Origin of the sequence: Winogradskyella ouciana, from assembly GCF_965284585.1 — a bacterium.
In the GTDB taxonomy this organism is placed as follows: Bacteria; Bacteroidota; Bacteroidia; order Flavobacteriales; family Flavobacteriaceae; genus Winogradskyella; species Winogradskyella ouciana.
In genome coordinates, this window is sequence record NZ_OZ260095.1 from 870,829 (window position 1) to 896,575 (window position 25,747).

A 25,747-nucleotide genomic window follows, 5' to 3' on the forward strand; every position below is an offset into this window, starting at 1 on the left:
ATTCTGGGTTCCTTTTTATAAGAAAGTGTAAGTGTAGTTTTATGTTTGCCCAGAATGGTTTCATATGAGTTACAAAGTTGATAATTTTTTAACTTAAAACCAAAACCCAAGATTAAAGAACCAATAACCATCGCCTGTTTCTGGTGAGTATGTATATTTCCCTTCCAAAGGTCCGAGAAACGTTTCTAAAGAATAACCCAGAGCATACCCACTATAATCAGGCGCTGTAATCCATTCGCCTGTTTCAAAAATCCCGTCTTCTATATTGGCGTAATTAGCCGCTAAGAGGATATGATGCTTTTTAAAAATTTCGTAATCCAAAGTAAAGGTTGCTTTTACAAAACTATCACCCGATAAGGCTAAATAATCGTAGCCATAAAAGGATTGAAAATTGTTGATGAAATTTTTGCCATAGCCACCTAAACCAAAACCTAAAGTTGTTGTGGAGTTATCTCCAATTTTAAAGCCACCACTCGTTTCTGTTTTTAGGGCGAGTTGATCTGTAAAGCTAAATGCATATCCTATATTGGCTTTGGCTATTGAAAACTGCTGAAAATCGGTGTTAAAATCTGACGCATTGAGATATAAATGAAAATCCCCATTAAAATAAAATCCGCTTTTAGGAAAATTAAAATTGTCATAGTCGTCAAAAATTAAATTACCATAGACACTAAAATAATCTGTGTTTTCAAAAGTAAATTCATCTTCTTGATTATTATCTATAATCGTTTCAGAAGTTATCTTAAGGCGTTTATACTCTGCACCTGCTCTTAACGCAAAGTCTTTTCTAAAAATGGTCTGTAAGTAAATTTGATTGGTGAAATCCGTGAGTTCTACGTCAATTTTGTTCAGTCCGGTTAACAAAGGAGAATCCTCTTCTAAAGCAAGTAATGGATTTATGTTTTTATTAAAACTATTGTAACGCGACTTAACACCTATACTGATATAAAACCCTTTGTCGATGAAATAATCGAAGTTATATCTAGAATTATCGCCAAGAATAATATCTAAGGACGCTATATCATTATTAAACAGTAATCTTTTTTTTGTAATGTTGGCCAAAGCTGCACTTTTATACAGCCCATCGTAATGAACGCCTAATCTTAAAAAGGTAGAGACTTCTGACTCTCTAATTTCTCCCATTAAGTTATACCCATTGTTATTTGAAGAGGGTTCTAAATAGTATCTGAATGTGTTAAAGTTGTTGGTTGCTATGAGGTTATTTACACCTTCTTTAAAATCATTATAACTTATCTTTTCATTATCCTTAAACTTGAGTTTCCCCAAAAGATACGCTCTTGTATATCTTTCATTTCCAGTAAAATTTATAGAGTTGATTTTAATGCTATCTAAAAGTTGAAGCTTTGGTTTTTCTGAATAAGTGCTTTGCTGTTTTTTTACCTTTAGCAATTCTGCAATATTAGCTCTAGCTGCTGCCTCACCATTAGCAATAATATCTTCCCCTTCGCTAAACGAAACAACAGAAAATTCAGCTATATCTGGTTTTATGTAGATATCGGTCAGACTAGCTTTTTTCTTCATCGCGTTAATAGTGCGAAAATTATTAATCTGAAGTAAAATCTCTGGTGCTGATTTTAAAGACTCCCTATCCTTAAGTGCATCTTGAACATCTACACCGATAATAATATCCATACCTTTAGCCCTTAACTCTTCAACAGGAAAATTATTGGTAACTCCTCCATCTATCAATATTTTATCATCAATTATGACAGGTTGAAACAGAGACGGAAGCGCACCACTTGCAGTTACGGCTTCAGCTAAATTCCCTTTATCCATAATTATGGATTCTCCTGTCTCTATATTTGTAGCAATGCAAAAAAAAGGAATTGGTAAATTCTCAAAGTCTCTTACGTTGTTTACAGGAAGCATCATTTGGTACAGTAAGTTATATACATTTTGACCACGAGATAATGCAGACGGTAAACTTATATTGAACCTATCAAACGGGAGACTAACAGCATATTTTTCTGAATTATCGCGTTCGTAAAAAGGTTTTGATGCTCTGGGAAATTTATCATTTATCAATTCATCAAAATCGATAGTATTAAACAAACTCTCTAGCTGTTTACCAGAATAACCTGTAGCGTACAAAGAACCTATAATGGCTCCCATGCTTGTACCTGAGATATAATCAATCTTTATACCCAAACTGTCAATAACCTTTAATGCTCCAATGTGCGCAAACCCTTTAGCTCCACCACCACTTAAAACCAGACCTACTTTTGGCTGTTCATCCTCTTGGGCATGTATGCTGTTTAAGTTATACACTAGAAAAAATAAGAACAAAACAAGATTTAACTTATTAATCCTTTGTCTATATGTGGGTGATAATTTCAAATGAATTTATTCTTTATGGTAATAATTATACACTTTATTTGCTCTAGCTACTCCGATTACCGCTTCAAGTTCATCCAATTTCGCATTGGCAATTCGTTTTACGGTTTTAAAACGCTTCATTAAATCTATAATGGTCTGCTCGCCTACTCCAGGAATATTTTCTAGTTCAGTGGTCAATGCACTTTTACTTCTTCTATTTCTATGGTGTTCTATACCAAAACGGTGTGCTTCATTACGTAATTGTTGTATGATTTTTAACGTTTCGCTTTTCTTGTCTAAATATAATGGAATTGGATCATCTGGATAGAATAATTCTTCTAAACGTTTAGCAATTCCGATGATTGCTATTTTACCTCGCAATCCAAGCGCATCTAAACTTTTTAATGCCGAGGACAATTGCCCTTTGCCACCATCAATGATAATGAGCTGTGGTAATGGTTGATCTTCTTCAAGTAATCTTTTGTAGCGTCTATATACGACTTCTTCCATAGACGCAAAATCATCTGGCCCTTCAACCGTTTTTATATTAAAATGACGATAATCCTTTTTGCTCGGCTTTCCATTTTTAAACACTACACAAGCAGCCACAGGATTTGTTCCTTGCATGTTAGAGTTATCAAAACATTCGATATGTCTTGGCTCTTCCGACAACCGTAAATCGGCTTTCATTTGTGCCATAATTCTGTTGGCATGACGATCTGGATCTACAATTTTTATTTGCTTCAATTTATCCATTCTGTAATACATCGCATTACGTTTAGATAAATCCACAATGCTCTTTTTGTCCCCAAGCTTTGGAACTGTTACTTTCACCTCTTCACCTAAGTCAATCTTAAACGGCACGTAAATTTCCTTAGAATTTGAATTGAACCGTTGTCTTATCTCAGTAATTGCTAACTCTAAAAGTTCTTTGTCTGATTCCTGAAGCTTTTTCTTCAGCTCAAGTGTATGTGACCTTATAATAGAGCCATAACTTAATTGTAAAAAGTTAACAAAAGCATAGGTTTCATCACTTACAATAGAAAACACGTCAACATTACTAATCTTAGGGTTCACAATTGTTGATTTAGCCTGATAGTTTTCTAAAATTTCTAGCTTTTCTTTAATCTTTTGGGCATCTTCAAATTGCATGGCTTCCGCGTGTCGCTTCATCTGTTTTCTAAACTGTTGTAGCGAGTCTTTAAAGTTCCCTTTTAAGATTTCTCTAATAGCTGTGATATTAGAATGATATTCTTCCTCCGTTTCTAAGCCTTCACATGGGCCTTTGCAGTTTCCGAGGTGATACTCTAAGCAAACCTTGTATTTTCCTGCTTCAATTTTAGCTTCGGATAAATCATAGTTACAAGTCCGTAATTGGTATAAGCCTTTGATTAGGTCTAAAAGCGTTCTTACGGTTTTCATGCTGGTGTATGGCCCAAAATATTCAGATCCATCTTTTATTACTCTACGCGTTGGGAATATCCTAGGGAAGCGTTCGTTTTTGATACAAATCCAAGGGTAGGATTTATCATCCTTAAGCATCACATTATACTTTGGCTGATACTTTTTTATAAGATTATTCTCTAACAGCAAGGCATCATTTTCAGTTTCTACAACAATATGTTTTATCGACGCTATATTTTTAACCAATACACGTGTTTTACCATAATCGTGATGCTTCGTAAAATAACTGCTCACCCGCTTTTTTATATCCTTAGCTTTACCAACATAAATTAATTTATCATCGGCATCAAAATATTGGTACACACCTGGTTGGTGTGGAAGCGTTTTTATCTGAATATCTAAGGCAGTTTTTGGCATTGAATCAAAGGTAAGAATTCGTAAAAATAATTGTGCAAATTCAATAGACTTTATCACTATCTTGCGCCACTTTTTAAAAATTTTACTTCATATGAAAAAAACTTTGGGACGTGTCGATAAGATTGACTTTCCCGAATTACTGCTTAAAAGTATCGATGTAAAAATTGATACTGGCGCTTACACCTCTGCCATACATTGCTCACAAATTAGTGAGGCTAATGGCAAACTATATTGCACTTTTAAAAGTAAAGGTCATCCCAATTTTAATAGTAAGGAAGTGGTATTTGAAAATTACACTTACACAGATGTAAAGAGCAGTAATGGCCACAAGGAAAACCGCTATAAAATTAAAACAACTGCTATATTCTTTGGAAAAAGCTATAAGATTAACTTAACTTTAAGCACCAGAGACGATATGAAATTTCCGGTATTAATTGGCCGTCAATTTCTAAAACAAAAATTTTTGGTCGATGTTGACCTAGACAACCAATCCTATAAGTACACTAATGAACATTGTAATTCTTTCGCGTAATGCACATTTATATTCTACCAGGCGACTCGTAGAAGAAGGCGAAAATAGAGGGCATGAAATTGAAATTATCGACCCTCTAAAGTGCGATATCATTATAGAAAAAGAAAAACCGACCATTTATTATAAGGACAGATATTTAGATTATGTCGATGCCATTATCCCTAGAATTGGCGCGTCTGTCACCTTTTTTGGCTGCGCTGTTGTACGTCAGTTTGAAATGATGAACGTCTTTACAACCGTTTCCTCTGATGCCATCATACGTTCTCGCGACAAATTGAGAAGTTTTCAGCGTTTATCTAAAGCTGGTATTGGTATGCCAAAAACAGTTTTTACTAATTACTCTCGTGATGTTGAAGAAGTTTTGGCACATGTTGGCGGACCACCTGTAATTATTAAATTATTGGAAGGCACACAAGGTCTGGGAGTGGTACTGGCAGAAACGAAAAATGCTGCCGAATCAGTTCTAGAAGCTTTTAATGGACTACAAGCAAGAGCTTTAGTACAGGAGTATATAGCCGAAGCCAAAGGAGCCGATCTAAGAGCATTGATCGTGGATGGGCAAGTTGTTGGCGCTATGAAACGTCAAGGTAAAGATGGTGAATTTCGTTCTAATTTACATAGAGGAGGAAGTGCTGATTTAATTAGACTTTCTGAAGATGAATTAAAATTGGCGATAAAAGCGGCACGTGCTCTAAAGTTGCCTGTATGCGGAGTAGATATGTTACAATCCTCAAGAGGGCCATTGATTATGGAGGTCAACTCTACGCCAGGCTTGGAAGGTATTGAAAGGGCAACACAAAAAAATATAGCGAGGGCTATTATTACTTTTATTGAAAGAAACACTAAATAGACTCTTTTGCCCAAGCTTGAGAGTCCCTTTCGAAGCCTGTGCTTAGCGCAGTTGATGCAGGAAGGTAAGGATGGGCTAATTTTTATGAGCAAAAAAGAAGTATTACATATTCTTGGAGAAAAAGTAGGACTAGGAGAAAGTGCCAAGGTTAGCTTTAATGTTGCAAAACTGCACACCCAAAACACAATTGATGTTCCGGTGATTATTGAACGCTCCAAAAAGCCTGGACCTACAGTGTTAATTACAGCTGGTATTCACGGTGATGAAGTCAACGGTGTGGAAATTGTGCGTCAGATTATTGCCAAGGGTATCAATAAGCCTAAAAAAGGGACGATTATATGTATTCCTGTCATTAACGTTTTTGGGTTTATCCACATGGATCGAGAATTCCCTGATGGCCGGGATTTAAACCGTGTATTTCCTGGTATAAAAGGAGGTTCTTTAGCAAGTAGAGTAGCTTTTAAATTGGTGACCGAAATTTTACCGCATGCAGATTTGGTTTTGGATTTTCATACAGGAGGTGCTGGTCGTTTCAATTCTGCCCAAATTCGTGTTATAAAAGAGGAAAAAAGTCTAAATGAATTAGCACAAATATTTGGTGCTCCATTCGTATTATATACTAAAAACATTAAGAAATCATTCAGAAGCACCTGTCACAAATTGGGCATCCCTATTTTGTTGTATGAGGGCGGTAAATCCTTTCATATAGACCATCACATCACCAATACAGGTGTTAATGGAGCTAAACGCGTGCTACATCATTTAGGGATGTTAGGTTCTAAATTTAAGGTGTCTGAGCCAAAAAAATCTTGCGTGAATATATTACAGAGTAAATGGATTAGAGCTAGTTATTCTGGCATGTTTAAATCTTCAGTTTCAATTAATTCTGAAGTAAAAAAAGGAGATGTTCTTGGGCATATTACAGATCCTTACGGTAGTTTTAACCATTTTGTAAAAGCGCCAAATAATGGCTATATTTTTAATGTTAATGAATCACCAATAATTTATCAAGGTGATGCTATTTTTCACATTACCACTAAAACCGAATCGTGACAAAATCTGAACTCCGAAAAAAATATAAATCACTTCGTAAGGCATTATCCCTTGATGACATTGAAGATTATAGTCTTTCTATAGCCAATCAGTTGCTAAAATTAGATATTTGGGATAAATCCTTCTATCATATCTTCTTGACCATAGAAGAACAAAAGGAAATCAATACCGAATACATTTTAAATATCCTAGCAGGAAAAGATAAAAACATCGTCATTTCAAAAAGCAATTTCGTGGATTTTTCGATGACACATTATCTCCTCACTGATAGTATAACAATTAAAAAAAACAACTATAACATTCCCGAACCAATTGACGGAATCCCTATCGCTTCAGAACAATTAGAGGTAGTTTTTGTACCGCTTTTAGCGTTTGACAAAACAGGAAACAGAGTGGGTTACGGAAAAGGATTTTATGACAGGTTTTTAAAGCATTGTAAACCAGAAACTATTAAAATAGGCTTATCTTTTTTTGAAGCTGAAACCGAGAATTTTGAAGCCGTTGATAATGATGTTAAGTTGGATTATTGTGTGACTCCGAATCATGTATTTCAGTTTTAGGCTCGTCATTAAAAGCTTTTTTATTGAATACAATTAAAATCCCGATACCTGTACTGATAGCTATATCAGCGACATTGAAAACAGGATCAAAAAAAGAAAAGTATTTTCCACCAAAAAATGGTAGCCATTCTGGTAGCACACCACTCCAAATAGGAAAATGCAACATATCTACCACCTTACCATGAAACACGCCTGCATAACCGCCTCCTTCTGGTAAAAACGTAGCGATCTGCATGTCACTATCGCTAAATAATACTCCGTAAAACACAGAATCAATAATATTCCCTAAAGCACCTGCAAAGATTATGGAAATTGCAAAAATCAATGTTTTAGACTTTTTTTTCTTAGTGACATCTACCAACCAAAACCCAATACAAGTTACAGCTACAATTCTAAATAAGGTTAAGATAAGTTTGGCTGATTTATCTGAAATAAAGGTGAAAAAATCACTCAGCTTAGTTCCCCATGCCATGCCATCGTTTTCCACAAAAGCGATTTTAAACCATGAAAAGACAGTGATGTCATCATTTAACGCAAAATGTGTTTTAATATAAATTTTGCTGATCTGGTCTATCAGTAAAATGAGGAGGATGATAAATAAAGCTTTCTTTAGGGACATTAAGCGATTTTAGGCAAATGTAAATTATTATTCTTTTTTGGCAACAGTTATATCTCCATTAATGGATTTCAAATTCCACAGAGACTGCGATGGGTTAAAGTTGTCCTTAACTACCTTACCATTTTTAGATGATGCAATAATTTTCCCATCTTTGGTAACAACGCTAATATTACCGTCAATAGTGTTGATAATGCCGTTCTTAGCCAACCCATTAACATTACAGTACCCTTGCGAAAGCTCTATGGAAAGCATATTGAAATTTCCGGCAACATCTGCAGAGCCAACATCGCTATGAATGTTTAAATTAAGGTTTTCAGGGATTTTGAGATGTAGAGTTGCTGCAATGACTTTATGAGCATTTCTCTTGTTGTCTGGTATATCTTCAAAAGACATAAACTCTAATCGAAGTGTAAGTTTGTTGTTTTTTTCTTCAGTTATAATCTGATATTTACTTTGGTATTCACCATCTAATGTTGATGTTATATCAATGAGATTCGTTTTAGACGTTACAACCGAAATATTGAAAATTTGATTGCCTTGTATGGAAATAGTTTCAATGGCACTTGCATCTATGGTCTTTGTCAGTATGTTTTGAGAATTACCACAGTAAGAAAATACAAGACAAAACACTAAAACAAAAGACCTCACAGGTTTTGGAAACCTTTGAGGTCTGTATTTGTAATTGCAAATCTCTTCTATTATCATGGTATTCCTGCAATTGCAGGAATTTGTTACTTCTGCATGTTTTTAGCTTCGATGCTCAAAGTTGCATGAGGCACCAGCTTTAGGCGATCCTTGTTAATAAGCTTACCGGTAACACGACATACACCATAGGTTTTGTTTTCAATTCTAATCAATGCGTTTTTTAGATCACGAATAAACTTTTCTTGTCGTATGGCCAAAGCAGAGTTTGCCTCTTTGCTCATAGTCTCACTCCCTTCTTCGAACGCTTTAAACGTAGGCGACGTATCGTCGGTACCATTGTTGTGATCGTTCATGTAAGCACTTTTTATCAGTTCTAAATCGTGCTCAGCTTTATCAATTTTTTCTTGAATTAAAACTCTGAATTCTTCTAAATCTTTATCTGAATATCTGTTAGTAGTATCTGTTGCCATAATATTAGTGTTTTTGTATAAACAGTTTGGTATTTACCTCGTCAAAAGCAATATCTATACCATTGTTTACTTTGTCCATAATTTGTAATTCTTCGGTTAAAGTTTCTGATTTGATATACTCCTCATTTGAAGCTATTGCAGCTTTTACTGATTCGTCATTCTGAAGTTGCACATCAATTCGATCTGTGACTTCAAACCCAGAATCCTTACGTAAATTTTGAATACGGTTTACGAGCTCACGTGCAATACCTTCTTTACGTAAATCTTCGGTTATTGTAACATCTAAAGCTACTGTTAATGCACCTTCATTAGCCACAAGCCAACCTTCTATATCCTGGGATGTAATCTCAACATCACCTAATTCTAAAGTAACACTTTTTCCGTTAATTTCAACGTCTAAAGTACCATTTTGCTCGATATTTTTAATGTCTTCAGCCGAAAAATTACTTATAAGGTTGGAAATCAACTTCATATCCTTTCCAAATCGAGGACCTAACACTTTAAAGTTTGGTTTAATTTTTTTAACCAAAATGTCTGAAGCATCCTCTAAAAGCTCAATCTCTTTTATGTTTACTTCGTGTTTTATTAAATCAGAAACTGCTTTAATCTCCTCCTTTTGCTGTTGATTATCAATAGGAATCATAATTTTCTGCAATGGCTGACGCACTTTAATCTTCTCCTTAGCTCTCAACGATAATACTAATGAAGATATTGTTTGTGCATTTTCCATTTTTCGTTCCAACACTTTATCTATAGCACTTTTATCAGCTTTTGGAAACTCTGCCAAATGCACACTTTCAAAATTCTCTTTTTGCGCTACAGCATTAAGGTCTAAATACAACCTGTCCATAAAGAACGGTGCAATTGGAGCTCCGAGTTTCGCAATAGTAATCATGCATGTATATAGCGTTTGGTATGCCGAAATTTTATCTGTTTGATAATCACCTTTCCAGAAACGTCTTCTACTTAAACGCACGTACCAATTACTCAGATAATCTTGAGTAAAGTTTGAAATGGCCCTGGCCGCCTTAGTAGGCTCGTAATCTGCATAAAATGCATCAACCTTTTCAATCAATGTGTTTAATTCTGAAAGAATCCAACGATCGAGCTCAGGTCTTTCATTCATTGGGATATCGTCCTCTGAATAATTAAATCCGTCTAAATTGGTATAAAGTGAAAAGAATGAATAGGTGTTATACAACGTTCCGAAAAACTTACGCTTAACCTCTTCTACACCTTCAATATCAAATTTTAGGTTATCCCATGGGTTGGCATTGCTTATCATATACCAACGCGTAGCATCTGCGCCATGGTTAGCAAGTGTTTCAAACGGATCTACAGCATTACCTAAACGCTTGGACATCTTTTGTCCGTTTTTGTCTAAAACCAAACCGTTAGATACCACATTTTTGTATGCCACAGAATCGAAAACCATTGTGCCAATAGCGTGCAATGTATAGAACCATCCACGTGTTTGGTCAACACCTTCTGCGATGAAATCTGCAGGAAACGCTTCTTTCTTATCTATGAAATCTTTGTTTTCAAATGGGTAATGCCATTGTGCATAAGGCATAGAACCTGAATCGAACCAAACGTCTATTAAATCACTTTCGCGTTTCATTGGTTGCCCTGAAGGTGAAACCAATACTATTTTATCGACTACATTTTTATGTAAATCGACAGTTTCATAGTTTTCTTCAGACATATTACCGACTTCAAAATCAGCGAATATATCTTCAGACATTACACCTGCTTCAACAGCTTTTGCGATTTCAGCTTTTAATTCTTCAACAGAACCAATACACAATTGCTCTTTCCCATCTTCTGTTCTCCAAATTGGTAATGGAATTCCCCAAAAACGTGAACGTGACAAATTCCAATCGTTTGCATTAGCTAACCAGTTACCGAAACGCCCAGTTCCTGTTGATTTTGGTTTCCAGTTTATGGTATCATTTAGTGAGACCATTTTTTCCTTTACATCTGTCACTTTAATAAACCAAGAGTCTAAAGGATAGTAGAGGATTGGCTTATCTGTTCTCCAACAGTTTGGGTAACTGTGCTTATATTTTTCAACCTTAAAGGCTTTGTTTTCTATTTTTAATTTAATGGCAAGTTCTACATCCACTGACTTCTCTGGTGCTTCGCCATCATTGTAATATTCGTTCTTTACGTACTTACCTGCAAACTCTCCCATTTCTGGTCTAAATCGGCCTTGTAAATCTACAAGTGGCACCAAGTTACCATTATCATCTTTTACTAACATTGGTGGTACTTCTGGTGTAGCTTGCTTTGCAACCAAAGCATCATCTGCACCAAAGGTTGGCGCAGTATGTACAATACCTGTACCATCTTCTGTTGTTACAAAATCTCCTGAAATGATTCTGAACGCATTTTCTGGGTTATCGTTTGGTAATGCGTAGGATAATAGTTGTTCGTAGGTAATCCCAACTAAATCTTTTCCTTTGAATTCTTTTACAACATAAAAAGGGATTTTCTTATCTCCTTCTTTAAATTCTATTAGTTCTGGCTTGGTTTCAACTTGTTTGTATTTACCATCGAACTGCTTATTGACCAATCCTTTAGCCAATACCACATTCATAGGTTTAAACGTGTATTGATTGTAAGTTTCAACTAAGACATAATCAATTTTAGGACCTACTGTAAGTGCTGTATTACTTGGTAGTGTCCAAGGTGTGGTCGTCCAAGCTAAGAAATGGATATCACCTTCATTTTGTAAAAAGTCTGGTAATGAATCCGTATTGGCCTTGAACTGAGCTACAACCGTTGTATCTGTTACATCTTGGTAAGTTCCAGGTTGATTTAACTCATGCGAACTTAAACCAGTACCAGCTTTTGGCGAATATGGCTGAATCGTATAGCCTTTGTATATTAAATCTTTTTCGTAAATCTGTTTGAGCAACCACCAAACAGATTCCATATACTTGGATTTATAAGTGATATATGGATCGTCCATATCTACCCAGTAACCCATTTTCTGTGTGAGGTCGTTCCAGATGTCTGTATAACGCATCACCGCTTTTTTACACGCTTCGTTGTAAGCTTCAACCGTAATTTTTGTACCGATATCTTCTTTAGTAATACCCAATTCTTTTTCAACGCCAAGTTCTACTGGTAGACCGTGCGTATCCCAACCAGCTTTACGTTTTACCTGAAAGCCTTTCATGGTTTTGTAACGTGGAAAGATATCCTTAATAGCGCGTGCTAAAACGTGGTGTACACCTGGTAAACCATTAGCAGAAGGTGGACCTTCAAAAAACACATAGGGTTCTTTGCCTTCTCTTGTTGTTACACTTTTTTCGAAGATATTATTGGCTTCCCAATAGTCGCTAATGTCTTTGGCAACTCTTGGCAAGTTAAGTCCTTTATATTCAGGGAACTTTGTAGTCATTATTCGCATTTCTTTTCGAGGTGCGAAATTAAGGATTTTTTGCTAAAAATGTCTAGATGTTCTTGAAAAACAAAGGCCATTCGATATGCTTACCGAACGGCCTTTGCCACTAACTAACTAAAAACACTGTTTTACTTTACGATAAATTTCTTCGTCATGCTTGCTCCCGTTGCGGTGGTAAGGTTTACGATGTACGTGCCCGCGCTCAGTTGCGGCAAGCCATACTCGTTGTACGAGCCCTCGAAGGTACCGATCCTTGCAACGGACTGTCCCAGCATGTTTATTATCTCCATGCTCTTCAGGTCTTCATTGGTCGGGTTCAGCACCACAATCTTCTTTCTTCCCATGGCATAATAAAGGTTAATATCTTCAATGTTTTCTTCTATCTGAGACAACGTTTCGCTTTGCTGTTGCTGGAAAACGATCTCGAGCCTATCGTTAAACTCACCTTCTTCGGATGAGAATTCAAATGGTTGTTCGTTTCTTAAATCGAAATATTCACCAGTTAAATTATCCTTTATATACAGCTCTTGGGCCTCAGGGATATTTCCCATCTCGGAAACCTTTATGGTATAGTTATAGCTTCCCGAAGTTTTTAGTACCAGCGGTACCACCTTATCCTCAGTAATTGGACCATAGGCCTGCATGGTCATCAGTTCGTCTTCTAGAGCAAGGTTGAGGTCATCGCTGTATTCCTCTACATTTTTAGAATCATATCCGTAATCATAATCGTCCGATGTATCTTCGCTAAAGCCCAGTAATAATTCTCTTCTGGTGGCAGGGCCATCAACTGAATTGAACTCTAAACGTATTTTTTGCATTGGATCCTCTTCTGGATCTGAATTTTGCTGTTCAGTTACATTTTGCGAATTAGAAGTGCCCCTAAAGAACACCGACCCATTATTATAAGACCCGTTGGCGTCTGATTCTTTAATAAACACTCGTTGGCTGTTTTTAAAAACTATATTGCCACTGTTCTCAATCTCTGTCATAAACCCTTGCCCTACCGGCAAGTACCTTGATGGTGTCTTTGTTCCATCTTGGCTGCCATTGGTCTCACCTTCGATGCCCACAAACTGATATGCCCTTACCGAGCCCAGTTTGTTGACCTGTGCGTAGCCTCCGTTATATTCATCGAGATAATGAGAGCTTCCGCTCCATTGCTGCCAAAGCTGTATCGTACCGTCTATGACACCGATATTGTCATCGATGAACTCATGGATGTCCAAAGCAGATGGATATGGGTTGCCCAACAGGTAGTCCGTTTTAGAAACCGCGGGAACGGAACCGCTTCCCCCAGTATCCGTGACCGGTACGACTATGGTACCGTTATTTGGTTTTCCCTCAAACAGATATTGCTGTTCCGACCCTGATGTACCGGTGCCCTTTTGGGTGTATCCGACGCCTGGCTGCAACTGGGTACCTTGACCCAATGGTGCATAATCATAATAGGTTACACCATTTTTGTAGGTATATAGCCAGCGCGTACTGATCTTGCCCACTTCGTCGTAGGCACTAGTGAACTGCCAGTTAGAGCCGTTCGGTTTCTTGAGCATTCCCAAGTTATAGGTTGTATTGTTCGTGTTGTTCGTAGATAAATTGTTATCTGTGAATGTTGTAGCTCCTGTATTTCCAACAGGCGAAGCCCAATAGTTGTACCAATATACACTAGAAGTCCCCTCTTGCCGTCTTAGAACCTTGCCGTTGGCTGAGGTCACCAGGTCGCTGGTAACAGTCTGTATCAACTGGGAATCGCCCATTAGATCCAAGGTGCCGTTCAGTTCTAGGTACCAATTGTTCTCTACCTTGTTGTCACCGTTGATGGTCAAGGTCCTATCGGAGTCTATCAGCAGTGCCAGGTTGGTGTGCGACGCTGAGGATGCAACATTATGCTTAATATGGACAATGCCCCAGTCCTTGTTGTTCGACACATCCTCAATGTCCCAGACATCGCCGTGCAACCATGTCCCTTCATTTGTCCAGTCGCCATTGCCACCCGTCTCATAGGGCATTGGAGCGGTCTGTTCCTGTACCGTCCTGATGTTCATCAGCTTTAGGGTCCTGCCATTTCCCGAGAGGTCCGTCGTCGTACTGCTCTTTATATCGGTCATTGGCCAGTAACCCATCAGGCTCGACCATGGCACCGTCTGAAGGGTCTTGGTGTCCTTTATCTGTTTCGGTGTGACCTTCCCCTTTACATTACCACTTTCCATCTCTATTTCCTGGTAGACCATCTGCTGTATCTGCTCATCGCTCAGTGCCGAGTTGAAGACCCTCACCTCGTCAATGTTACCTGGAAAATACTGCTGATTACCCACATCACTGGATAAACGGCCTATCTCAAAATTGCCGTTCCATGAACTCAGAGGGGCTATAACCTCGCCGACCAGACCACTTGAGGTAAGCCTTCTCCGCTCCTGCCCGTCGACATATATGATTTGTTCCCCCGTGACATTTGAAAAAGTACCTACTACATGATGCCACTCGTTATAATTGACGTCGATCCCTTGGACAGAAGTATAGCCCTGTGCCGTACGAATGCCGAACACCAGCCTGTTGCCGATCCTTACCGAGAGCTTACAGCCATCGCCCTCTCCAGCTATCGTGGTATAGGTGTTCGCCGCGTTGGAGGCGTCTATCTTTACCCACGCCATTATCGTCAGCTCGCCCAGGCCCTCAAGAAGACTGTCGCCGCTCAGATAGTCGTCGTCCCCGTCGAAATCGATTGTGGCATGTTCATGGTAAACATCCAAGTCATCTCTGTAGTCTAAATCACCTCCTATATATAAATCCCCATCGGTGTCTGGTAATATCGACGCCTCAGGGCTATTGATATCATCGTTTGGATCTGTTGGGTCATAAGTTACAGAACCTTCAAAAAGTATATCTAGTCCGTCGTCATCAGAATCTGAAAATGTGGTAATACTATTTGCCATTCCATTTTCTTCTATGTCAGGAAGGCCATCACCATCTGTATCTAAATCTAAAACATCAGGAGTATTATCTCCATCTGTATCAATTGAACTTAGGCCTTCACCATAATTATAATCTATTCCTGTTTTTTGATTAACGTTATTGCTAGGAGCAATATATCCTAATGTTGTCTGTGCTTCCACATTATCCGGGATACCATCATTGTCACTGTCTAAATCTAAATGGTTGTATTTACCATCCCCGTCAAAATCTTCACCTGTAATAATAATCAAAGAATTGGCATTAAAATCTAAAAACTCACACTGTGTGAATGACATTCCGAACTGGCGCAGATTAGATCCAGTGGTTGTTTTATTTACAAGTTGCATTCTCATTTCGAAAGAATTGCCTATAAACTGATAATATGCTCTTAATATCTTTAAAGTTGAGAAACCTGGTCCTTCTTGTTCGCCATTAGCACTAATTTGAATATTATTACTACCCAAATCGGTGACCTCTAAAGCAGTTGGGTTCTCCGTTCCATAGGCCGCAACATCATAATATACATGCGATTCTTGATAATTTGATCCCCCATCGACATCCCAAGAAATTCCATTTATTCTATACACTTCTACAGAAGGAGTGGTTGTTCCTGAATCTACGATGGTAAATTTAAACCTTGCTCCAGGTGTACCAGTCCCAGTCATTGTCAGTTGGGTTTGGAGATACGAAGGGTTATCAATTGTGTCAACATCAATATCGCTAATCGTCGTATTGTCTAATTCTAAGACCTCCAATAAAACATCTTTTCCTTCAATAGCATTCCCAAAACGGTAAACTGCACCTACAGTACCTTCAGAACTACTACTAGCCGCAGCGTCATAAGCACCATTTTCAAAAACTAGAGGAGGAAGAGTGCATTCAAATCGATCTTCACCAAGATTTTCAGCACCATCAGTTAGCCCGTCACCATCATCATCATAATCTAAATAGTCTGCTATTCCGTCTTGATCCATATCTGGTTCAGCATTACATTCAGCAGCACCACCAGATACATTAAAGTATAAATTCTGACCCGCTGTAGTCGCACCAGTACCATCATTATTAATTACTGTAACTCCAGCAACTTTAACATTTACACTGCTACTAGACCAACCGTCATTATCATAATCATAAAGCTTTAAATAGTAGTTATTTCCGTCATCAACACATCCAAGGTTATATTTAACCACATATTTGTCCGTACCACCTGTTTGAGTACCAGAATAACATTGGGTATCATCGCAAATAGAAATCACTAAATCATTGGCAGCATTATAGAGTTCTAATTTGTGATTATAGGATTCGCTTTTCCATTTTACCTTAACTATCACCTTAGAAGTTTGGGCATAGAAAGTACTACTTAGCATTAAACTAGTAAGAAAGCACAAAAGTAATTTTATCTTCATAACATAATGGTATTAATAGTTTGGGACTATTATTATGTACTGTGATAAAATCTTTAATTCAATGGAAATGAATAGTAGGAGGGATATAACTAATTGTGCGACAAACCTTTATTATAAGGTTCACCATACCGTACAATAGTAGTCATTTAGAAAAAAGTGCGCAAGACATTTCATTAAAAAAAACGATAAAGTGTATAAAAAATTCGATAAAGTGTTTAATGCGGAAAATGAAAACCACAAAAACACCGATTAAAAACACTTGTTTTTCAGAGAATTAGACTATAAAACCTATCAAGTCTTCAATTTTTGAGACTAACTGAATCTTAATTTGTGTGTTTTTTATGGAAATCTTATTATACTTAGAAACAAAAATACTGGAGAAGCCTAATTTCTCCGCTTCTAATATGCGCTGTTCAACACGTTGAACTGGTCTTATTTCACCAGATAAACCTACCTCAGCAGCAAAGCAGTAATCGCTAGGTAAAGCTACGTCTTCATTAGAAGATAAGATTGCAGCAACAACGGCTAAATCTATTGCCGGATCATCAACAGTGATTCCCCCAGTTATGTTTAAAAACACGTCTTTTGCGCCTAAACGAAAGCCAGCTCTTTTCTCTAAAACTGCCAACAGCATGTTTAAACGCTTAGCATTAAAACCCGTCGCGGAACGTTGAGGAGTTCCATAAACTGCGGTGCTTACTAATGCTTGTACCTCAATCATTAAAGGTCGTAAACCTTCAAGGGTGGCGGCAACTGCGTTGCCAGAAAGTTCTCCATCTTTTTCGGAAATTAAAATCTCTGTTGGGTTAGAAACTTCTCGCAACCCAGAACCTTGCATTTCATAAATGCCCAATTCGTTCGTTGAGCCAAAGCGATTCTTATGTGCTCTTAGAATTCTGAAAACATGATTACGATCGCCTTCAAATTGTAAAACGGTATCTACCATATGCTCAAGAATCTTAGGTCCGGCAATATGACCGTCTTTTGTAATGTGCCCAATCAACAAGACTGGTGTTGCGGTTTCTTTAGCAAATTTGATCAGTTCGGTAGTGCATTCTTTAATTTGAGATATACTTCCGGCTGAAGACTCAATATAATCACTATGCAACGTCTGTATAGAGTCTATAATTACCAAATCTGGTTCTAAGGCTTCTATTTGTTTAAAGATGTTTTGGGTTTTAGTCTCTGTAAGGATATAGCAACTATTGTCATTGGGATTGATACGTTCTGCACGCATCTTAATTTGTTTCTGACTTTCCTCCCCAGATACGTAAAGTGTTTTGTAGTTTAATTTTAAAGCAATTTGAAGTAGTAAGGTACTTTTTCCTATGCCTGGTTCACCTCCTAAAAGTGTTAACGAGCCTTGAACCATTCCACCTCCGAGAACACGATTAAATTCTGCGTCATGCATGTTTAGGCGTGCTTCTTGCGAAGTGTCTATCTCATTAATTTTTAGTGGTTTTGAGACGCGTTTGGTAGATGAGCCTTGAGGCTTCCAATTACTTTTTTCAGGTTTTTGGATAACCTCCTCAGCAATGGTATTCCATTGCTTACAAGATGTGCATTGTCCTTGCCATTTGGCATATTGACTACCACAGTTTTGACAAAAAAAGGTTGTTTTTACTTTAGCCATTTTCAGTTTCCAATTAAATCGGAAATCTTTTAAAATTTTAGAACAGCTAAATTAATATAATTTTAGTTGATGTCTTTAAACCAACTGATTATTGCGAAAACTTTTATCGTAGCTAATTTTGAAGGTATATTAGTAAATAGAAAGTTTTTTGTTCTGTTGAACAATGCCTCAAAGAAATAGTCGGTCGATAATGAATTTTTCTTAGTTTTCTTCATTGTCTTCCTCCTCTCCTTCTTCTTCTTCATCTGTATCCACAATGGTAAGTTCATCAATTTTAGAGAAGATAAAATCTCTATTAATATGGCTCACATCATTAAGTGTTAAAGCAGATTCGTATAACTTTTTAGCTTTTTTGGTCTTACCAACTTTTTCTGAATATTGAGCGAGGTAGTATGTTCCCAATAATGATTCTGGATTTAATTTTTTCGCCAGTTTTCCTATTTTCTCTAAAGACTCTAAATCGTTACGTTGCTCGGCAACTTTAACTACTTTTTCAAATTCTTCTTCGGTAATTGGCTTCTTTATGCCAAATAATTCTTCAATTCTATCGTATCTATCTACCAAATACTTGTCTAAAGTACCTTCATAAGTCAATACTTTTTCTTCTAGTTCTTTTTCACGAAGTGGTTTGTACAATTCAAAAATCTTGTCAAACGATTTAGCAATTGCACTGTTAACAAGTGTGTAATGCGTATCATTCTTAAAATCATCAAAATAATAAGTTAAATATTGATTTTTAACTTCTGAAATCTGAGAATTGGCGTTTAAAACAGCTTCTCTTATATAGGGCAGATCTTTATCTGAAGTCGCCATATAATAAAAGATATCATCCTTAAAAAACTCTAATCTTTTACCTAAATAGTCTCTTACAGTACCAGATAAATCTGGACTAATGCATACGTAAGCATTAAATAATGGATCTTCTTTAAATAAATAAGAGTTTATGAAATTGCCCATTAAATCATGGCCGACTGCAACCCTAAACTTACTTGTATTGAACTTTTCATCTAGATAAGGTATTAACTCTTCTGCCACAAAATCGTGAAAACGCAAGCCAGATTCTTTAGGTAAGCCAGTGACCTCATCACAATAGCCATCATAACGTCTCTCGCTACCTTGTACAACACCAACTATTATAGAGCTTGGCATATCATCAAAATAGGTTTGAAAATCTACTTGGCCAGCTATGGGCTCAAATAAATAATCACCATCGAAAACGATAATTAAAGGATATTTAATTTCTGAAGAAGGGTCGTAATCTTTTGGTAGTTTGATTTTTAATTGACGAACCGAATTTAGTTTAGATGAATTTATTTCATCATAACTAATCTGAGCGCATAATGGCATGCAAAAAACAAATGCCAGAACTATTAAAATAGTCTTTCTCATTTTTAAGTAGGTTTAGCTTTGGGGTACCAAACATACTAAAATATCGTTAAGTTGTGAATTTTTTTCGATGAACTGCAATTAATCTTTCATCGCATCTTGTATATCGTACATTTTTTCGAGCATCATTTCCTTATCAATATACTGAGAAGGCTCTAGCAATAATCCAGCTTTGTAGCGTAATAGTGCTTTTCTTAGGTTGCCTTCCTTTTCGTGGAACATTCCCATATAATAAGCACTGAGCATGGATTTAGGAAATTCTTTCTTAACCAACCTTGCCAACTTTTCTAAAGATTCTAAATCATCGCGCTTTTTGCAAGCAGCTGCAATAGCTCTAATGTCATTTTCTATCAATTTCTTTTCAAAACCGTAAAAGTATTCTATGTCTTCGTACTTTTTCATTAGGTAGTCGTACGGTGAGCCTTCATAAGTCAATACTTTTTCATTGTATTCTTTTCCATTAATTGGTTTATATAAAGCAAATATTTCATTTAAGGCTTTTGGAATCCCTCTCCCTACCAAAGAATAATGGTTGGCATCTTCAAAATTGTCAAACTTATAGTGTAGTTTGCCATTTTCAATAGATTTTAATTTGGCGTCACATTCTATTATTGAATTTCTTAAAACCTTCAAATCTGCATCTGCCGTTGCCATGTAATAAAATGTTTCTTGCTCTAAAATTGATAAGCGTTGCTGCAATCTTTCTACCATTTGTGGTGCTAAATCTGGGCTCAGGCTTATGTATGCCCTAAACATTGGCTCATCTTTAAACAAGTAGTAGTTGATGTAATTAGCACTCATATCGTGCCCTACAATTACTCTAAACGGAGAGGCTTTGTAATTTTCTTCAATGAAGGGAATCAATTCTGCTCCCATAAATTCGTAGAAATCCGCTCCTTCGTTTATGGGCAAATTTGTCTCTTCAGCATAGAAAAAATCATCTGTTCTAGATGTCGCTTGTTTTACACCCACCACAATGCAATCTGGTATATCTTCCCAATAGGCTTGGTAATCTATATTCCCAGCAACTGGCTCAAATAAATAATCCCCATCTAAAACGATAACCAAAGGATACGTGCGATCCGCTTCTGGATCATAATTTCTTGGCAATTGAATTTTTAATTCACGTTTATCATCAAGCTTATATGAATCTATAGTTTCATAAATTGCTTGTGCTTGGGTATTACATGTGATTAGAAATAATATAACAAGTCTATAAAAATTCTTCATGTTGTAGATTGACTTAAAGTTGAAGCAAGGTAAAAAATATTTTTATACGCTGGTTTTCTTTCTGTTATAGATTGGTAAGTATATTAAAGACAGGCCTCCAAGAACTATAATGACCAAAGTCTGAGAAGACCACATAATCCAACCGAAGGCTCTACTTGGATCTTCTGATATATTAAACAGCGTAAATGCAATCACTATAGCTTCAGGAAAAGAGCCTATACCTCCATTTGTTGCTGCAATACTGAAACTTGCTAAAATAAAACCTATCAATACACCGGCTAGTGATATGTTGCCTAATTCTGGCAGTGCTAATGTGGTGACATAAAACATAGATAAATACAGTACCCAAATAAATACAGTATAAAAAATAAATGCCCATTTCTTTTTCATTTTAAATATGCTCAATGCACCTTCAATAAGTCCTTTAACAAAGCTTTTTACTTTTAAAGCAAATTTTGAACTGCTTCGCCTTATAAAAAAGTACAATCCTAAAACTATCAACAACAATATTGTTCCGCCTATAAGCAAAGTTGTGGGATTAAACTTTTCCATAAAGAAACTATAAATGAACTCAAACTCTAAAACGAGGGCTATTCCTATTATTAAGAGTAGCATTAAGGTGTCAGCAACACGTTCTGCTACAATGGTACCAAATCCTTTGTCAAAATGCACATCTTCATATGTAGCTAATATTGAAGCTCTGGCTACTTCACCTGCTCTTGGTATTGTTAGATTAATAAGGTAAGCTGAATACACAGCCATAAAACTATTGGCAAATTTAGGCCTGTAACCTAATGGTTCTGCCATAAACAACCAACGATAAGCTCTACACACATGACTTAATATACCTAAACTCACTCCTAAGATTATCCAAAAATAGTCTGCATTCTTAAAATATTGAATAAGTTTTGATACGGATATTTGAGACAATGAATACCATACCAAAACTACTCCTAAGAGCAAGGGCAAAACAACTTTTAGGATGGATTTTGGTGTGCTCAAGAGTTTATTTTAGAAGATTGTTAGCTTCGTTTGGGAACACCAAAGACGGCTTAAAGGTTTTTGCCTCTTTGATGTCCATAAAGGCATACGTAATCAAAATTAAAATATCACCTACAGCTACTTTTCTAGCCGCAGCTCCATTTAGGGTTATTTCTCCACTATTACGAGGGCCAGGAATACAATAGGTTTCTAATCGCTCACCATTGTTGTTATTTACAATCTGAACTTTCTCTCCTTGTATAATATTAGCAGCATCCATTAAATCCTCATCAATAGTTATACTACCAATGTAATTAAGGTCAGCACCTGTACATTTAACGCGATGTATCTTAGATTTTACAACTTGAATTTGCATGGGACTAAAGGTAATTAATTTAAGGCGATATTGTCTATAAGTCTTATATCACCTGCATATACAGCTATAAAAGCTCTATAGGTCTTTTTTGTTGATTTTCGTTTTACTGGCTTTAGGGTTTCTGTGTCTGCAATTATAAAATACTCTAGCTCTAAAAGCGGTTGTTGCTTAAATTGCTCTTCTACCCATTCCGTAACTTTTTGAGCACTTTTTGTGCCAAACTTGTTCTTGGCAGATTTTAAGGTTTTATAGATAAATGGAGCTACATTTCTATGGTCTTTTGTCAGCCTTGAGTTTCTAGAGCTCATTGCCAAGCCATCTTTTGCTCTATGGATTGGACAACCTATTACTTTTACAGGTATATTATGTAATTCTACTAGTTTTTTAATGATCTGCAATTGCTGAAAATCTTTTTCACCAAAGTAAGCTCTATCAGGTTTAACAATTGCAAACAAACGCTTTACAATAGTACCTACACCATCAAAATGACCTTCTCTAAAAGCGCCTTCCATTTCGTGCTCTAAGCCATCAAAAGTAAAGGATTGGGATTGTACATTATCGTTGTAAATATCCTCAACGGTTGGTGCATAAACCACAATATTTGTATCACTTACAGTTCTTAAAAGTGATACATCAGCATTTAATGTTCTTGGGTATTTAACAAGATCTTCTTTATTATCAAATTGAGTAGGATTGACAAAAATACTTACTACAACAAAAGCATTATCATGTAATCCTTTTTCAACCAAAGACAAGTGCCCATTATGAAGCGCACCCATTGTAGGCACAAATCCCATGGAGCTTCCATCTGCCTTAAGGCCATCTACATGACTGGATAATTCGGTTTGATTGTGAAAAATTTTCAACTCTATAACAAAAAATTAACGCGTGCAAACATAATATTTTACTAGCAATCTGCACAAATTTTTGTAATTTTGCATGTTTTTTACTCTTAATTTTCAAAAGCAGTAGATTTATGAAAGATAAACGAATATTGTATGTGTCGTCGGAAGTTGTTCCATATTTACCAGAAACGGAGATTTCTTCAATGTCCTTTGAAGCTCCAAGAATGGTAAACAAACAAGGAGGACAGATACGAATATTTATGCCTCGTTTTGGTAATATTAACGAAAGAAGGCACCAACTTCATGAAGTTATAAGGTTATCTGGTATAAATTTAGTCATCAATGATTTGGATATGCCTTTGATTATTAAGGTAGCTTCTATTCCTAAGGAACGCATTCAGGTTTATTTTATTGATAACGAAGATTATTTTAAGCGCAAAGCTACTTTGACTGACGAGGATGGTAATCTTTTTCCAGATAATGATGAACGTGCTATTTTCTTCGCAAAAGGGGTTATTGAAACCGTAAAAAAATTAAACTGGGCTCCAGATATTATTCATGTAAATGGATGGCTAGCCTCATTATTACCGCTCTATCTTAAAGAATTCTATAAAACTGAACCGTTATTTACTGAAAGTAAAATTGTGACTTCCGTGTACAATCAAACCTTTGACGGAACGTTAGATAAAGGTATGATAGATAAGGTGAAATTCGATAATTTGGACGAGGAGGCTATAAAACCTCTTGAAAAGCCAAATTATATTAATCTAATGAAGATTGCAATTGACAACTCTGATGCTATTATTAGAGGCTCAGAATCATTGCCAAAAGAATTAGACACTTACATTAAAAATTTAACAAAACCTGTTTTAGATTTCCATTCTATTGAAGAATTTGCAGATCCTTACACGGAGTTTTACAAAGAAACTGTGCTTAACAGTTAAATAAACCTATGAAAAAGAACAAATTTGCCCTTCAAATAGCAGTATTTGCACTGATTACAACAAGTTTTATTGCCTGCGATAAGGACTTTTCAACATTAGAATCAGACATTTTAAATGATGATGTTGCAACTAATTTTGATATTCTTTCAGATCAATACGATATCATCACATATACAGATGCATTAGAGCCAGTACAAACCAATGGTCTTGGCCTTAACACTTTAGGCGTTTATGACGATAATACATATGGCAGAACAACATCTAGTTTTGTAACTCAATTAAGCACTACTTTTGGCGCAGATTTTGGAGATGTGGTTAAAATTGACTCTGTTGTATTATACATACCCTATTTTGGTTCCATTGAAGAAGTAGATGAGGACGATAATGTAACTTATGAAATAGATTCAGTTCTTGGTAGAGAACCAATAAGGTTAAGTTTATTTGAGAGCAACTATTTTATTAGAGATTTTGATCCAAATGCTGAATTTGATGAAACGCAGGCCTATTTTTCAAACAAATCTGCATCAGCAACTGAACCGATTTCTGATGCTGTCTTAGAAGGTACACTATTGCCATTTGTTGATTACAATGAGACAACTGAAGAATTTGATCCAATTGATAATATCATCGAAATTTCTGAAGAAGGATTTGTTTTAACTGGTTTAGATGATGAAGGAGAAACACAAGTAACTCAAAGACAATTTCCTGGTATAAGAGTGCAATTAGACACTACATTTTGGCATAACAAAATTATTGATAAAGAAGGTGATCCAGTTTTAGACAGCCAAAACAACTTTTCAGAATATTTTAGAGGTCTTTATTTTAAAGCTGAGCCCGTAAATGATGATGGCAGTTTTCTTATTCTTAATACTGGTGCACAAACTTCTAATATTACTATTTATTATACCAGATTAACAGCTTCTACTTCGGATGATGAAGATACAACTGAGCAGGCGTCTATAGTTTTAAGTTTTGGTCCTAATAGAATCAATTTTATGGACAATGAATTTACCTCTCCAATTAACGATGGAGATGAGACCAATGGTGACGACAGATTGTTTTTAAAAGGTGGTGAAGGATCTATTGCAAGGATTAAGTTATTTAATGGCGAGGACTTGGATGAAGATGATAACACCATGAATACTTTTGAAACTTGGAAAAGTGAATTTGTAGAAACTGATGAAGACGGTAAGTTTGTTAGAACTAAACGATTGGTTAATGAAGCTAACTTAGTTTTTTATGTGGATCAGAATATGGTCGATGGAAAAGAGCCAGATCGTCTTTTTCTGTATGATATAGATAATAAATCACCGTTGACAGATTTTTTTATTGACCTTACCAATAATAGTTTACCTTCGTTTTCAAAGTTTAACCATCTTGGCCCTTTGCAACGCGTTGATGATGAACCAACTGGAGACGGTATTAAGTATAAGTTTAGGATTACAGAGCACATTAATAATATCTTATTAAGAGATTCTACTAATGTTGAATTAGGTTTAGCTGTTTCATTAAATGTTAATTTAGAAGATATATTAGCACAAAGACGAGTACAGACAACTGATGATTCTGAATTTACAACACCAACGAGTTCAATAATAACACCAAGAGGTACAGTATTGCATGGAAACAATACTGAAGATGAAAGTAAAAAAGTGTATTTAGAGATATATTACACAGAACCAAATAACTAAAACA

Annotated in this window: 19 protein-coding genes; 6 read left to right on the top strand and 13 right to left on the bottom strand. The window is 36.2% G+C overall.

Annotation, left to right across the window (positions count from 1 at the left end; genetic code table 11):
* Positions 1-93: 93 nt before the first annotated feature.
* Positions 94-2,289, bottom strand: coding sequence for a patatin-like phospholipase family protein (locus ACQ65V_RS03945; RefSeq protein WP_430466957.1), 2,196 nt, complete (start codon positions 2,287-2,289; stop codon positions 94-96).
* A gap of 75 nt (positions 2,290-2,364) precedes the next feature.
* Positions 2,365-4,158, bottom strand: coding sequence for an excinuclease ABC subunit UvrC (gene uvrC / locus ACQ65V_RS03950; protein ID WP_430466958.1), 1,794 nt, complete (start codon positions 4,156-4,158; stop codon positions 2,365-2,367).
* Positions 4,159-4,249: 91 nt separating this feature from the next.
* On the opposite strand from uvrC, the gene ACQ65V_RS03955 reads away from it, so the two are divergent.
* The 4 genes from ACQ65V_RS03955 (at position 4,250) to ACQ65V_RS03970 (ending at position 7,153) form a co-directional block, all read left to right on the top strand.
* Complete coding sequence (locus tag ACQ65V_RS03955; RefSeq protein ID WP_412559746.1) at positions 4,250-4,690, top strand: ATP-dependent zinc protease family protein; 441 nt, start codon at positions 4,250-4,252, stop codon at positions 4,688-4,690.
* Positions 4,665-5,540 carry a 30S ribosomal protein S6--L-glutamate ligase gene (gene rimK, locus ACQ65V_RS03960; RefSeq protein WP_155088074.1) on the top strand — a complete coding sequence of 292 codons (876 nt, stop codon included), beginning with the start codon at positions 4,665-4,667 and terminating at the stop codon, positions 5,538-5,540. Before ACQ65V_RS03955 ends, rimK begins: the two co-directional genes overlap by 26 nt.
* Positions 5,541-5,624: 84 nt before the next feature.
* Positions 5,625-6,593 (top strand): succinylglutamate desuccinylase/aspartoacylase family protein, encoded by a 969-nt coding sequence (locus ACQ65V_RS03965; protein ID WP_155088073.1) that lies wholly within the window; start codon positions 5,625-5,627, stop codon positions 6,591-6,593.
* Positions 6,590-7,153: a 5-formyltetrahydrofolate cyclo-ligase gene (locus tag ACQ65V_RS03970; protein ID WP_430466959.1), complete on the top strand. Its 564-nt coding sequence runs from the start codon at positions 6,590-6,592 to the stop codon at positions 7,151-7,153. Before ACQ65V_RS03965 ends, ACQ65V_RS03970 begins: the two co-directional genes overlap by 4 nt.
* On the opposite strand, the gene ACQ65V_RS03975 is transcribed toward ACQ65V_RS03970, so the two are convergent.
* From ACQ65V_RS03975 to panC, 11 genes are all read right to left on the bottom strand, one after another.
* Complete coding sequence (locus tag ACQ65V_RS03975) at positions 7,107-7,772, bottom strand: lipoprotein signal peptidase (RefSeq protein ID WP_430466960.1); 666 nt, start codon at positions 7,770-7,772, stop codon at positions 7,107-7,109. The two genes, ACQ65V_RS03970 and ACQ65V_RS03975, sit on opposite strands and share 47 nt — an antisense overlap.
* 27 nt (positions 7,773-7,799) lie before the next feature.
* Positions 7,800-8,477, bottom strand: coding sequence for a hypothetical protein (locus ACQ65V_RS03980; protein ID WP_430466961.1), 678 nt, complete (start codon positions 8,475-8,477; stop codon positions 7,800-7,802).
* Between the two features lie 26 nt (positions 8,478-8,503).
* Complete coding sequence (locus tag ACQ65V_RS03985) at positions 8,504-8,887, bottom strand: TraR/DksA family transcriptional regulator (RefSeq protein ID WP_155088070.1); 384 nt, start codon at positions 8,885-8,887, stop codon at positions 8,504-8,506.
* A gap of 4 nt (positions 8,888-8,891) precedes the next feature.
* Positions 8,892-12,296, bottom strand: a complete 3,405-nt coding sequence (gene ileS, locus ACQ65V_RS03990) for an isoleucine--tRNA ligase (RefSeq protein ID WP_430466962.1) — start codon at positions 12,294-12,296, stop codon at positions 8,892-8,894.
* Between the two features lie 131 nt (positions 12,297-12,427).
* Entirely contained in the window at positions 12,428-16,657 is a 4,230-nt protein-coding gene (locus tag ACQ65V_RS03995) for a LamG-like jellyroll fold domain-containing protein (RefSeq protein ID WP_430466963.1), read from the bottom strand.
* A 274-nt stretch (positions 16,658-16,931) separates the two neighbouring features.
* Complete coding sequence (radA, locus tag ACQ65V_RS04000; RefSeq protein WP_430466964.1) at positions 16,932-18,290, bottom strand: DNA repair protein RadA; 1,359 nt, start codon at positions 18,288-18,290, stop codon at positions 16,932-16,934.
* A gap of 201 nt (positions 18,291-18,491) precedes the next feature.
* Positions 18,492-19,679 (bottom strand): alpha/beta hydrolase, encoded by a 1,188-nt coding sequence (locus tag ACQ65V_RS04005; RefSeq protein ID WP_430466965.1) that lies wholly within the window; start codon positions 19,677-19,679, stop codon positions 18,492-18,494.
* Between the two features lie 78 nt (positions 19,680-19,757).
* Positions 19,758-20,906 (bottom strand): alpha/beta hydrolase, encoded by a 1,149-nt coding sequence (locus ACQ65V_RS04010; protein WP_155088063.1) that lies wholly within the window; start codon positions 20,904-20,906, stop codon positions 19,758-19,760.
* 42 nt (positions 20,907-20,948) lie between these two features.
* Positions 20,949-21,908 carry a lysylphosphatidylglycerol synthase transmembrane domain-containing protein gene (locus tag ACQ65V_RS04015; RefSeq protein ID WP_430466966.1) on the bottom strand — a complete coding sequence of 320 codons (960 nt, stop codon included), beginning with the start codon at positions 21,906-21,908 and terminating at the stop codon, positions 20,949-20,951.
* 4 nt (positions 21,909-21,912) lie between these two features.
* Positions 21,913-22,263 carry an aspartate 1-decarboxylase gene (panD, locus tag ACQ65V_RS04020; RefSeq protein WP_155088061.1) on the bottom strand — a complete coding sequence of 117 codons (351 nt, stop codon included), beginning with the start codon at positions 22,261-22,263 and terminating at the stop codon, positions 21,913-21,915.
* A gap of 14 nt (positions 22,264-22,277) precedes the next feature.
* Complete coding sequence (gene panC / locus ACQ65V_RS04025; RefSeq protein ID WP_430466967.1) at positions 22,278-23,129, bottom strand: pantoate--beta-alanine ligase; 852 nt, start codon at positions 23,127-23,129, stop codon at positions 22,278-22,280.
* A gap of 110 nt (positions 23,130-23,239) precedes the next feature.
* On the opposite strand from panC, the gene ACQ65V_RS04030 reads away from it, so the two are divergent.
* The gene (locus tag ACQ65V_RS04030; RefSeq protein WP_155088059.1) at positions 23,240-24,052 is read left to right on the top strand and encodes a glycogen/starch synthase; all 813 of its coding nucleotides are present in this window, start codon (positions 23,240-23,242) and stop codon (positions 24,050-24,052) included.
* An 8-nt stretch (positions 24,053-24,060) separates the two neighbouring features.
* On the top strand, positions 24,061-25,743 hold the full coding sequence (locus tag ACQ65V_RS04035; RefSeq protein ID WP_430466968.1) for a DUF4270 domain-containing protein: 1,683 nt from the start codon (positions 24,061-24,063) through the stop codon (positions 25,741-25,743).
* Positions 25,744-25,747: the final 4 nt, after the last annotated feature.

Coding starts and splice junctions, on each gene's coding strand:
- ACQ65V_RS03965 (WP_155088073.1), top strand. CDS start 5,625: ATGAGCAAAAAAGAAGTATTACATATTCTTGGAGAAAAAGTAGGACTA.
- ACQ65V_RS03955 (WP_412559746.1), top strand. CDS start 4,250: ATGAAAAAAACTTTGGGACGTGTCGATAAGATTGACTTTCCCGAATTA.
- rimK (WP_155088074.1), top strand. CDS start 4,665: ATGAACATTGTAATTCTTTCGCGTAATGCACATTTATATTCTACCAGG.
- ACQ65V_RS04030 (WP_155088059.1), top strand. CDS start 23,240: ATGAAAGATAAACGAATATTGTATGTGTCGTCGGAAGTTGTTCCATAT.
- panD (WP_155088061.1), bottom strand. CDS start 22,263: ATGCAAATTCAAGTTGTAAAATCTAAGATACATCGCGTTAAATGTACA.
- ACQ65V_RS04035 (WP_430466968.1), top strand. CDS start 24,061: ATGAAAAAGAACAAATTTGCCCTTCAAATAGCAGTATTTGCACTGATT.
- radA (WP_430466964.1), bottom strand. CDS start 18,290: ATGGCTAAAGTAAAAACAACCTTTTTTTGTCAAAACTGTGGTAGTCAA.
- uvrC (WP_430466958.1), bottom strand. CDS start 4,158: ATGCCAAAAACTGCCTTAGATATTCAGATAAAAACGCTTCCACACCAA.
- ACQ65V_RS03985 (WP_155088070.1), bottom strand. CDS start 8,887: ATGGCAACAGATACTACTAACAGATATTCAGATAAAGATTTAGAAGAA.
- ACQ65V_RS04005 (WP_430466965.1), bottom strand. CDS start 19,679: ATGAGAAAGACTATTTTAATAGTTCTGGCATTTGTTTTTTGCATGCCA.
- ACQ65V_RS03995 (WP_430466963.1), bottom strand. CDS start 16,657: ATGAAGATAAAATTACTTTTGTGCTTTCTTACTAGTTTAATGCTAAGT.
- ACQ65V_RS03980 (WP_430466961.1), bottom strand. CDS start 8,477: ATGATAATAGAAGAGATTTGCAATTACAAATACAGACCTCAAAGGTTT.
- ACQ65V_RS03975 (WP_430466960.1), bottom strand. CDS start 7,772: ATGTCCCTAAAGAAAGCTTTATTTATCATCCTCCTCATTTTACTGATA.
- ileS (WP_430466962.1), bottom strand. CDS start 12,296: ATGACTACAAAGTTCCCTGAATATAAAGGACTTAACTTGCCAAGAGTT.
- ACQ65V_RS04010 (WP_155088063.1), bottom strand. CDS start 20,906: ATGAAGAATTTTTATAGACTTGTTATATTATTTCTAATCACATGTAAT.